General features: G+C 65.5%; 1 protein-coding gene. It reads right to left on the bottom strand.

What is annotated here, in order from left to right; translation table 11 throughout:
• On the bottom strand, nt 1-9,501 hold a 9,501-nt coding region (locus MSIMFI_RS26395), incomplete at its 3' end, for a type I polyketide synthase (protein ID WP_191499889.1).
• Between the last annotated feature and the right edge of the window lie 2,896 nt (nt 9,502-12,397).

The following is a 12,397-nucleotide window of genomic DNA, read 5'->3' as shown; positions in this document are numbered from 1 at the left end:
GCTGTTGTGATAGGTCGGCTTCAGCACCCAGTACTGCGCGGCCCGATGGCCGGCGATCGTGGTTTCGATGGCGTCGGGGGGCGCGGGCTGCTCGGGGCTCAGGACGCCGGTGGCGTGTAGGACCCAGGTGTTGTCGGGGTGATCGCTGCTGGTGCGGGTGTGCACGGTGACGCGGCGTTGGTGGGTCTCGGTGGGGGGGTGGACGGTGATTTGCAGGTCGGTGGGCGCCTGTTCGGACAGCACTAGGGGAGTGTGCAGGATCAGTTCGTCGATGACGGGGCTGTGGGCGTGGTGGCCGGCGTGTAGGACCAGCTCGATGAATCCGGTGGCGGGGAAGATCACGTGGTCGTTGACTTGGTGGCCGGTCAGCCATGGCTGGGTGGTGAGGGCCAGGCGTCCGGAGACCACGATTTGGTCTTGGTCGGCGAGGTGGGTGATGGCGCCGAGTAGCGGGTGGTCGGGCCGGTCGAGTCCGGCGGCGCTGACGTCGGTGCTGGTGGCTGGGGTCAGCCAGTACCGGCGGTGCTCGAAGGGGTAGGTGGGTAGTGCCACGGTGTGGGCCTGCCCGTACAGGCTGGTCCAGGAGGGGCTGTGGCCGTGGGTGTGTAGTTGGGCCAGCGCGGCGGCCAACGCGTCGAGGTTGGGGCGCTCACGGTGCAAGGTGGTGATCACCGCCGAACCGGTAGGTACGTCGGGCTGGGCCAGGGTGTCGGTGATCGCGGGGGCCAGCACCGGATGCGGTGACAACTCGAGGAACGTGCGTGGGCCCTGGGCTAGTAGCCGGGCCACACAGTCATTGAAGCGGACGGGCTGGCGCAGGTTGTGGTACCAGTAGTCGGCGTTCATGGCGGTGGTGTCGAGTGGGTGGTCCGAAAGTGCGCTTGACACTGTGGAATACAGCGGAACGCGGGCGGGCTGTGGGTTGAGGTCAGCTAATTCATGAAGGAGTTGGTCACGGAGCTGTTCGACGTGGGCGGAATGTGAGGCGTAATCGACGGCGATGGGCCGGATTTGGACGCCGTCGTGTTCGCAGGCGCTGATGAACCGTTCCATCGCGGCGGGATCGCCGCTGACGACGGTGTGGGCGGGTCCGTTGATTGCGGCGATACTGAGCTGCTCGCCGTAGTTCTGCAGTCGTGGGTGCAGGTCCTGTGCCGGCAACAAGACTGAGGCCATAGCGCCGCTGCCGGACAGGCGCGCCAGTGTGGTGCTGCGTAGCGCCGCAACTTTGGCGGCGTCTTCTAGTGAGAGTGCGCCGGCAATGTAGGCGGCGGCGATTTCTCCTTGCGAGTGTCCGACGACTGCGTCGGGCACGATGCCGTAGCCGCTCAGTGTTTCGGCCAGCGAGACCATCATCGTGAACAGAACGGGCTGGACCACATCTGCTCGGTCCATCGGCATTGCGTGGTCTTGGCAGATGAGATCGCGTACCGACCAGCCGGTCCAAGGCCGCAGCGCTTGGTCGCAATCGTCAACGGTGCGCGCGAAGGTGCGGTGATTGGTGTAGAGCTCGAGGCCCATGGTGGGGTGTTGGCCGCCTTGGCCGGGTAGGACGAAGACGAGTTTGCTGTTGGACTGGCTGAGGTGGTGCTTGGTCAGATTGGGGTGTGGTGTGTTGGTGTGTAGTGCGTGCAGGCCGGTCAGCAATTGTGCGCGAGCGTCTTCGTTGGCCGGTGTGGTGATGGCGGCGCGGTAGGGATGGTGGGTACGGGCGGTGGCCAGGCTGTAGGCGACCTGGGTCAGATCGAGGTCGGGGTGCTCGGTCAAGTGTTGGTGGAGGCGGTCGGCCTGAGCGGACAGCGCTGTGGGGGTGCGTGCGGAGATCGGCCAGATCCGCAGCGCAGGCTCACCCATCGGGGTGATCTCGCGGACAGCTGGTGCGGCAGGGGCTTGTTGGACGATCACATGGGCGTTGGTGCCGCTGATACCGAACGAGGACACCGCCGCCGTTTTGGGGTGATCGGTGACCGGCCAGTTAGTGGGTTCGGTGAGCAGCCGCACGGTGCCGGCTGACCAGTCGACGTGCGGGCTGGGGTGGTCGACGTGCAGGGTGGGCGGCAACACGTCGTGGTTGATGGCCTGGATCATTTTGATCAACCCCGCTACCCCGGCAGCGGCTTGAGTGTGACCGAGGTTGGATTTGATCGATCCCAGCCACAAGGGGTGATCAGAATCGCGGTGTGCGCCATAGGTCGCGATCAGTGCGCCGGCTTCGATCGGATCGCCCAACGTGGTGCCGGTGCCGTGGGCCTCTACCGCGTCCACCTCGTCGAGCTTGATTCCGGCGTTGGCGACGGCTTGAGCGATGACACGTTGCTGGGCTGGGCCGCTGGGGGCGGTGAGCCCGTTGGAGGCGCCGTCCTGGTTGATCGCTGAACCGGCGATGACCGCGAGCACCGGATGGTGGTGGCGGCGGGCGTCGCTGAGACGTTCGAGCACGAGGACGCCAGCACCTTCGCCCCAGCCGGTGCCATCGGCGGCCGCCGCGAACGCTTTGCAGCGCCCATCGACGGCCAGTCCCCGTTGGCGGGCGAACTCGGTGAAGATGAACGGAGTGGTCATGATCGTGGCGCCACCCGCGAGCGCCAAGCTGGATTCGCCGTTGCGCAGGGATTGACATGCGAGATGGGTGGCGACCAATGACGAGGAGCATGCGGTGTCCACTGTGATCGCCGGGCCTTGCAATCCCAGGTGATAGGCCACTCGCCCCGAGGCCATGCTGGTGGCTGTGCCGGTCATGGCGTAGCCCTCGACGCCTGCAGACGTCGAATCGCCATACGGCTGTGTCCAGGTTCCGGCGAATACTCCGGTGTCGGTGCCGATCAATCCGGCTGGATCGATACCGGCGGTTTCCAGTGCCTCCCAACAGATCTCCAACAGCAGTCGTTGCTGGGGACCAATGGCTTGAGCTTCTCGCGCCGAGATTCCGAAGAATTCGGCATCAAACTCGGCGGCGCTGGGGAAGAAGGCTCCGTTGCTGGTGTAGGTCTTGCCGACCGCGTCGGGGGCGGGATCAAACAGCTCGGCCAGATTCCAGCCACGATCGGTGGGGAAGCTGCCCATCGTGTCGGTGCCGCTGCTGACCACGTCCCACAACGCCGTCGGCGAGTCCACCCCGCCCGGGAACCGGCATGCCATACCGACGACCGCGATGGGGTCATCGACGGCAGGCGCAGTCAAGGTGCGCACCGGGATCGACGCCTCGGCGGTGTCGCTGAGTTGGGTGAGTAAGTACCCGGCGAGGGCATTGGGCGTCGGGTGGTCAAAGACCAGGGTGGACGGCAGCGTCAGGCCGCTGCGTTGGGTCAGGGCGTTGCGCAGTTCCAACGCGGTCAGCGAATCGATACCGAGGTCTTTGAACGGCCGTTCGGGGTTAAGGCTGGCCGGGTCGGGGTGAGCCAGCACGGTGGCGGTGGTGCTGACGACCACAGCTGTGACGGTGGCACGTTGGTGGTCGGGGGTTTGGCCGGCGAGTTGGGCGGCCAAGGTGCTCGCGGCGGAACTGATGGTGGCCGCATGGCGGCGAGCGGTGGTCAGCGCGGACAGGATCGGTGGCAAGGCGTTGGTGCGGGCCAGCCGGTCCAGTGCGCGCGGGTTCAGGGGGGTCAGGACTTGATTGGGTTGGTGGTGGGCCAGCGCGGCATCGAACAACGCCAGGCCATGTTCGGTGCTGATCGGGGTCAAACTGGTGCGGGTCACTCGGGCCTGATCGAGGGTTTGCAGGTGGGCGGTCATCCCCGATGCTGTGTGCCAGTAGCCCCAGGCCATGCTGGTGGCCGGTAGTTGGTGGCGGTGTCGGTCGTGGGCCAGGGCGTCCAAGACGGCGTTAGCCGCGGCGTAGTTGGCTTGCCCGGGGTTGCCCAAACTGGCTGCGGCCGATGAGAACAGGACAAACGCGGCCAAGTCATGGTTTGCGGTGAGGCGATGCAGATGCCAGGCGGCATCGGCTTTGGCAGCTAGCACCGTGTCGAGTTGGGTCTCGGTGAGTTCGGTGATGACGGCGTCATCGAGGACGCCGGCGGCGTGGATGACCGCGGTTAGCCGATGGCGGTCAGGGATCGAGTCCAGCAGCGCAGCTAACGCCGCGCGGCTACTGGTGTCGCAGGCGGTGATCGTGACCTGTGCACCCAGTTCGGTCAACCGTTGGGTGAGTTCTTCTGCGCCCGGGGCGGTTTCGCCCCGGCGTGAGACCAGCAGCAGATGCTTGATCCCGTGCTCGGTGATCAGATGCTCGGCGAAAACCCCACCCAGCATCCCGGTGCCCCCGGTGATCAACACCGTGCCCTCGGGATCCCAGGTGCGGGGCGGGATGAGCACGATCTTTCCGGTGTGCCGGGCTTGGCTCATGTCGCGGAAGGCGTGGGGCGCTTGCAGCAGGCCGTAGCTGGTGGTGGGCAGCGGCTCCAAGATGTGTGCGGTGAACAGGTCGCTCAACGTGGCCCACGCGTGGTGCAGGTCGTCAGGTCTAGCCGTTTGTAGATCGTAGGCGTGGTAGGTCACGCCGGGATAATCGTGCGCTATCTGGCTGGGCGTGCGGATGTCGGTCTTGCCGATTTCGATGAACGATCCGCCGCGGGGCATCAATTGCAGTGAGGCGTCGACGAATTCGCCGGCAAGACTGTTCAACACCACGTCCACGCCCTGGTGGTCGGTGGCCTCGGCGAAGGCCGAAGCAAAATCCAGCGTGCGCGAGGAGGCGATCTGCTCGGGCGGGACCCCAAGGTCGGTGAGGATCTGCTGCTTGTTGGGGTGCGCGGTGGAAAAGACTTGCGCCCCAAGGTGACTGGCGATCTGGATCGCGGCTTGACCGACCCCACCCGCGCCGCCGTGGATGAGCACCCGCTGGCCAGCACGCAGCCCGCCCAGCTCGACCAGGGCGATGTAGGCCGTCGAAAACGCCACAGGCACCGACGCGGCCTGCTCAAAAGACATCCCGGCGGGGATGGGCATCACCATGCGGTGATCGGCAACAGCGGTCGGGGCAAAGGCGTTGTTCGGGAACAGGCCCAGCACTGCGTCACCGCGTTGCACAGTGCTCACATCATCGGCAATGTCGATGACCACGCCGGCGGCTTCGCCGCCTAGGCCCTCGTCTGAGATGGCGCCTACCGCCACAACCACATCGTGGAAGTTCAAACCGGCAGCGCGGATTTCCACCCGGATCTGCCCGGCAGCCAACGCGGCGACCGGCTCTGTTGGCACCAGGGCCAGATTCGACAGATCACCCTTGCCGGTGGTACCGAGCTGCCAGCTCGAGCCCGGCGGTGGCGTCAGCGAGGTGTCCGGAGTGAGACGACAGCTGTGAATACTGTTGTGGCGCAAGGCAAGTTGGGGCTCGGTGAGACTGTGACCCAGGGCGGCCAGGGTATTGATCAGCAGGGCCTCGTCACTGGTGGTAGTGGTGTCGATCAGGGTGATCCGGCCGGGGTGTTCGTTCTGGGCGCAGTGGGCCAGCGCCCACACCGCGGCGTGCGCGAGGTCTGGGGCCCGGTCGTGAACGCTGGTAGCCACCGCGTGACGGGTCAGGATGACCAGATGAGTGCTCAACGCCTCGGGCCGGGCCAGCCAATGCTGCAGTTGCGTCAAGACGTGCTGGGCCAGGTTATGCACCAGCGGCAATGCGTCGTGCTCGGACGCCCCAGACAAGGGCAGCGCCCAGATCACCAGATCGGTGTCATCCAGGTCGGGATGGGACAGATCTGGGTGTGTCGGGGCCTGGTGCAGGCCGGGGGGTAAGTGGTGTGGGCCAGCGGCCACGACAACCCAGCTGAGCGAAAGCTCAGCCGCGGGGACGGTGTCGCTGGGCAGAGCGGGCCAGTCCAGGCAGAACAAACTGCCCCGCGTAGTGGCCGAAATGGTGGGGGCGGGGGCGTCGGGCAGCGCCCGCAGATTCAGGGCGCTGATGGTAATTACCGGGGCCCCAACGGGATCAGTGGCGTGCACGGTGTAGGTGTCGGGACCGGTGCGGGACGCGCGCACATTCAGATGCGTGGCCGCAGCGGCATACAGGGTGATCCCCGTCAACGCGAACGGCACTCGTGGGCCGGTGCTGTCGGCATCGGGACCACCGAGGGTGACCAGGGGGTGCAGCGCGGCGTCGAGCAGGGCGGGGTGGATGCCGTAGCCGGTGATGTCGGTGTCGGCGGGCAAAACGATGTCGGCGTACACGGTGTCGGGATCGGCCGGGTCGTGACCCAGGCCCTCCACCCCCTGGAACCGCGGACCGTACTGCAAGCCCACGCCAGCCAAATCGTCGTAGAAACCACCCACGTCGATGGCCTCTACCACCGCCAAGGGTGAGGGGTCAGGAGTAGGGATCTGCTCAGCGCTCACAGAAGCGCTAGCGTGCAGGACCCAGGTGCTGTCGTGCTGCTCGCCGCTGCTGCGGGCGTGCACGGTCACCGATCGCCGACCGGTGTCGCTGACCGGGTGGATGGTGATCTGTAAATCCGTCGAATGGTCATCGACGAGTACCAGCGGAGTGTGCAGGACCAACTCGTCGACACCCGGGCAACCGACGTGGCCGCCGGCATACAGCACCAGATCGAGGAATCCCGTGGCCGGAAACACCACCGTACCGCCGACGCGATGATCGGCCAGCCATCCCTGCGTGCTGGCCGAAAGCCGCCCACTGATCAGGGTCTGATCCTGATCAGGCACCGTGGTGATCGCACCCAGCAGCGGATGATCAGGACGGTGCAGACCCGCGGCGCTGACCTCCGCGCTGCGGGCCGTAGTCAGCCAGTAACGGCGGTGCTGGAACGGATAAGTCGGCAGCGCGATGGTCCGGGCTTGGGGGTACAGGCTCTGCCAGGAGGGACTGTGGCCATGGGTATGCAACTGGGCCAGCCCGCTAGCCAAGGTTTCCAGATCGGGGTGGTCACGGTGGCCGATAGTGATCACCGCGGAGCCGGTGCGCTCGGGTACCTCGGCCAGGATGTCGGTGATCGCGGGAGCCAGTACCCGGTGCGGGGACAACTCGACGAATGTTTGCTCACCAGCCGCTAGCAACATGGCCACCCTGTCGCCGAAGCGGACCGGCTCGCGCAGGTTGCGGTACCAGTACTCCGCATCCATGGTCGTGGTGTCGAGAGGATCGGCCGAAAGTGCGCTTTCCACAGTGGAATACAGCGGAATGCGGGCGGCACGCGGACTTAGGTCGGCCAGTTCGCGCAGCAGCTGTTCGTGTACTTGTTCGACGTAGGCGGAATGTGAGGCGTAATCGACGGCGATGAGCCGGATCTGGATGCCGTCGCGATTGCATGTGTCGATGAGCTGTTCCATCGCAGCTGGGTCACCGCTGATGACGGTGTGCGACGGGCCGTTGACCGCGGCGACCGCGAGCGCATTACCCCACTGCTGTAGTCGTGGGTGCAGTTCGCTTGCCGCCACGAGAACGGAAGCCATCGCGCCGGTACCAGCCAAAGCTCCAAGCGCCTGACTGCGCAGCGCCACAACTTTGGCGGCGTCCTCGAGTGCGAGTGCGCCGGCGATGTAGGCGGCGGCGATTTCTCCTTGGGAGTGTCCGATGACTGCGTCGGGCACGATGCCGTAGCCGCTCAGCACCTCGGCGAGCGAGACCGCGATGGCAAACAACACGGGCTGGACGACATCTACGCGGTTCAGCGACGGGGACGCCGGGTCGTCGCACAAAATGTCACGCACCGACCAGCCGGTCCATGGCCGCAGCGCCCGATCGCACCCGTCGATAGCGTCGGCGAAGGTGCGGTGTTGACGGTAAAGCTGGGCGCCCATCGCCGGGTGTTGTGCGCCTTGGCCGGGTAAGACGAAGACGAGTTTGCTGTTGGATTGAATTAAGTGGTGCTGGTTCAGGTTTGGGTGTGGTGTGTTGGTGTGGAGTGCGTGCAGCCCGGCCAGCAACTGCGCGCGAACGTCTTCGGTGGCCGGTGTGGTGATGGCGGCCCGGTAGGGGTGATGGGTGCGGGTGGTGGCCAGGCTGTAGGCGACCTCGGTCAGATCTAGGTCGGGATGCTCGGTCAGGTGTTGGTGGAGACGATCGGCCTGAGCGGCCAGAGCCCCAGGAGTACGCGCGGAGATCGGCCATATCCGCAGCGGCGGCTCACAGACGGGAGTGACCTCGGGGGTAGGTGGTTGCTCTGGTGCGTCGGGGGCTTGTTGGACGATCACGTGGGCGTTGGTGCCGCTGATGCCGAACGAGGAGATGGCGGCGGTTTTTGGGTGGTCGGTGACGGGCCAGTTGGTGGGTTCGGTGAGCAGACGCACTGTGCCAGCCGACCAATCAACATGCGGGCTGGGACGATCGACGTGCAGGGTGGGCGGCAACATCTCGTGCTGCAACGCGACGATCATTTTGATTAGCCCGGCGATCCCGGCAGCGGCTTGGGTGTGACCGAGGTTGGATTTGATCGATCCCAGCCACAAGGGCTGCTCCGAGTTATGGTGTGCGCCATAGGTGGCGATCAGCGCGCCGGCCTCGATCGGATCGCCCAAGGTGGTGCCGGTGCCGTGAGCCTCCACCGCATCCACCTGCTCAAGGCCGATCCCGGCGTTAGCGACAGCTTGAGTGATGACACGCTGCTGGGCCAGCCCGTTGGGGGCGGTCAGCCCATTGGAGGCGCCGTCTTGATTGACCGCTGAGCCCGCGATGACCGCCAACACTTGATGGTCGTGGCGGCGGGCGTCGCTAAGACGCTCCAGCACCACCACCGCGGCACCCTCACCCCACCCCGTGCCATCAGCAGCCGCAGCAAACGACTTGCACCGCCCATCGACGGCCAACCCACGCTGGCGGGCGAACTCGGTGAATATCAGCGGTGCGGTCATGATCGTCACACCACCGGCGAGCGCCAGACTTGATTCGCTGCTGCGCAGGGATTGACACGCCAAATGAATGGCGACTAACGACGACGAACACGCGGTGTCCACCGTGACCGCCGGGCCCTGCAACCCCAACGCATAAGCCACCCGTCCCGAGGCCACACTGCTGGCCCCGCCGGTCATCGCGTAGCCCTCGGCGCTATCGGAGTTGGCGTCGCCATAGGACTGTGCCCAGGTTCCGGCGAACACCCCGGTATAGGAACCCGCCAACCCCGCGGGGTCGATCCGCGCGTGTTCCAACGCCTCCCAACACACCTCCAGCAGCAGTCGCTGCTGAGGATCGATGGCTCTCGCTTCACGCGCTGAGATCCCGAAAAATCCCGCGTCAAAACCCGCCGCATCTTCCAAAAACGCGCCATATCGTGTGTATGTCTTACCCACCGCGTCCGGATCAGGATCAAACAACTCCGCCAGATTCCAGCCACGATCATTCGGAAACTCCGACATCACATCGGTGCCGCTGCTGACCATCTCCCATAAACCCGCCGCCGAATCCACACCACCGGGAAACCGGCACCCCATCCCGACGACCGCGATGGGCTCCGAGGATCGCGTCAGGAGGGTCTTGTTCTGCAGCTTCAGCTGCTCAACCCGCATTAGGGAGCGACGGAGAGCTTCTGTTAGATCATCGATTTCAGTCATTTTTTCGAGACCTGCTCATTCTTCGTCTTCTTGCAAAGCAAGTTTTATCAGCTCATCGCGAGCCATTTTTGAGAGAGCGTCTTGACTACGATTAGGAGCCGAGGAATTTCTGTTGTTCGCCAGGTCGCGAAGCATGTCCAAGATCCCGGTCTCAATAAGTTCTTTTTCCGGAATTGTTGCAATCAGACGCTGAATTTCACTTTCTGGCGCATTCCGGGCTGGCTTGGTGTCGCCGTTACTGAAGAGCCCTTGGTTGAGGTGGTGTGCCAGGGCGGTGGGGGTGGGGTGGTCGAAGATCACGGTGGCGGGCAGGGGCAGGCCGGTGTGTTGGGTTAGGGCGTTGCGTAGTTCGAGTGCGGTCAGCGAGTCGATGCCGAGGTCTTTGAAGGTGCGGTCTGGGTTGATCGAGGTGGGGTCAGGGTGGGCCAGCACGGTGGCGGTGGTGGTGACGACCAGGGTGGTCATCGTGTGTCGTTGTTGGTCGGGGGTTTGGGTGGCTAGTTGAGTGGCCAGGGTGTGCGGGCTGGCGGCAGCGGCCTGGGGGCGGGTGCTGGTCAGTGCCGCCAGGATCGGGGGTAGGTCATTGCGGCGGTTTAGGGCGCGCAGATTGAGCGGGGCCAGGACCAAGGCGGGCTGGTGTTGGGTGAGGGCGGCGTCAAACAGGGCCAGGCCATGGGCGGTGCTCATCGGTGTCAGGCTGGCGCGGCCGATGCGGGCTTGATCGAGCGGACTGAGGTGGGCGGTCATCCCGGAGGGGGTTTGCCAGTAGCCCCAGGCCAGGCTGGTGGCCGGTAGTTGGTGGCGGTGTCTGCAGTGGGCCAGGGCATCGAGGACGGCGTTGGCCGCGGCGTAGTTGGCTTGCCCGGGGTTGCCCAAAGTGGCTGCGGCCGAGGAGAACAGGACAAACGCGGCCAAGTCGCGGTCTGCGGTGAGGTGATGCAGATGCCAGGCGGCATCGGCTTTTGCCGCTAACACGGTGTCGAGCGCAGTGGGAGTCAGTTCAGTGACCACAGCGTCGTCGAGGACGCCGGCAGCGTGGATGACCGCGATCAACCGGTGAGAGTCAGGGATCGAGTCCAGCAGCGCGGCTAACTCCGCCCGGCTGCTGGTATCGCAGGCGGTGATCGTGACGTGGGCGCCCAGATCCGTTAAACGCTGGGCCAATTCATCGGCGCCCGGGGCGGCCGCCCCGCTGCGCGACACCAACAGCAGATGCTTGATCCCGTGCGCGGTGACTAGATGCTCGGCCAGCAACCCGCCCAGCATGCCGGTCCCGCCGGTGATCAACACCGTCCCCTCGGGATCCCAGGTGCGGGGCGGGATGAGCACGATTTTTCCGGTGTGCCGGGCTTGGCTCATGTCGCGGAAGGCTTGGGGGGCTTGCAGTAGGCCATAGGTCGTGGTGGGCAGCGGCCGCAAGATGCCCGCGGTGAGCAGGTCGGTCAGGGTGGCCCACGCTTGGCGAAGATCCTCCGGTGGCGCGCCGAGTAGGTCGTAGGCCTGGTAGACGACACCCGGATAAGCGTCGCAGATTTCGTCGGCCAAGCGGATGTCGGTCTTGCCGATTTCGATGAAAGACCCACCGCGGGGCAGCAATTGCAGTGAGGCGTCGACGAAGTCGCCGGCCAGGCAGTTGAGTACGACGTCCACGCCCTGGTGGTCGGTGGCCTCGGCGAAGGCGTCGACGAAATCGAGGGTGCGCGAGGAGGCGATCTGCGCGGGCGCGACTCCCAGGTCCCTGAGTATCTGTTGTTTGTTCGGGTGTGCGGTGGAAAAGACCTGAGCCCCAAGGTGATTCGCGATCTGGATCGCGGCCTGACCGACCCCGCCGGCGCCGGCGTGAATGAGCGCGCGGTGGCCCGCGCGCAGCCCGCCCAGCTCGACCATGGCGATATAGGCGGTCAAAAACGCCACCGGCACCGACGCTGCCTGGGTGAACGACAATCCCGCTGGGATGGGAACCACCATGCGGTGGTCGGTGACCGCGGTGTGTGAAAAAGCGTTGGTGGGGAACAAACCCATCACCGCGTCACCGCGGCGAAGGGTGGTCACGTCGGGCGCGGTATCGATGACCACGCCGGCGGCTTCACCGCCCAGGCCCTCGTGGGTGATGGCGCCTAAAGCGACAACCACATCGTGGAAGTTGAGCCCGGCTGCGCGGATAGCCACCCGGATCTGCCCGGCCGCCAGCACTGTGGGCTCTGTTGGCATCAAAGCCAGATTCGACAGATCGCCTTTGCCGGTGGTACCGAGTTGCCAGGCGGGGGTGGGTGGTGGTGTCAGGGTGGTGGTTCGGGTTAGGCGGGGGATGTGAACGCCGTTATGGCGTAGGGCGAGTTGGGGTTCGGTGGGGGTGTGGTCCAGGGCGGCTAGGACATTGATCAGCAGGCCGTCCTCGGTGGTGGGGGTGGTGTCGATCAGGGTGATGCGGCCGGGGTGTTCGTTTTGGGTGGTGTGGATCAGTGCCCAGGCTGCGGCGTGCGCGAGGTCGGGGGCTTTGTCGTGCACGCTGGTGGCCACGGCGTGGCGGGGCAGGGTGGCTAGGGGGGTGGGGGTGGGGGCGGCGCGGGGCAGCCAGTGGTGCAGGTGGGGCAACACGCGGCGGGGCAGGGTGTGCACGCCGGGCAACGGATCGTGTTCGGCTGCTTCAGGAATGGGCAGCGTCCAGATGACCAGGCCGGTGTCGTCGAGGTCGGGGTGGCTTAGATCGGGGGCCTGGCGCAGGTCGGGGCCAAGGCCATGTGGCTCAGCGGCGATGCTGACCCAGCTGGGCGAGGCCACGGCGGGGGGGAAGGTGTCGGCGGGTAGAGCGCTGGCTCTTATAAACAACTCCGAGCCCACGAGACAGGGAGAAAACTCGGATGCCGGCTTCTGCTTGGAAAAAAAAAAAAAGAAA

This window comes from Mycobacterium simulans (assembly GCF_900232995.1).
Classification (GTDB): Bacteria; Actinomycetota; Actinomycetes; order Mycobacteriales; family Mycobacteriaceae; genus Mycobacterium; species Mycobacterium simulans.
The sequence above is the reverse complement of the archived record's forward strand: the minus strand, read 5'-3'. Positions and strand labels throughout refer to the sequence as shown.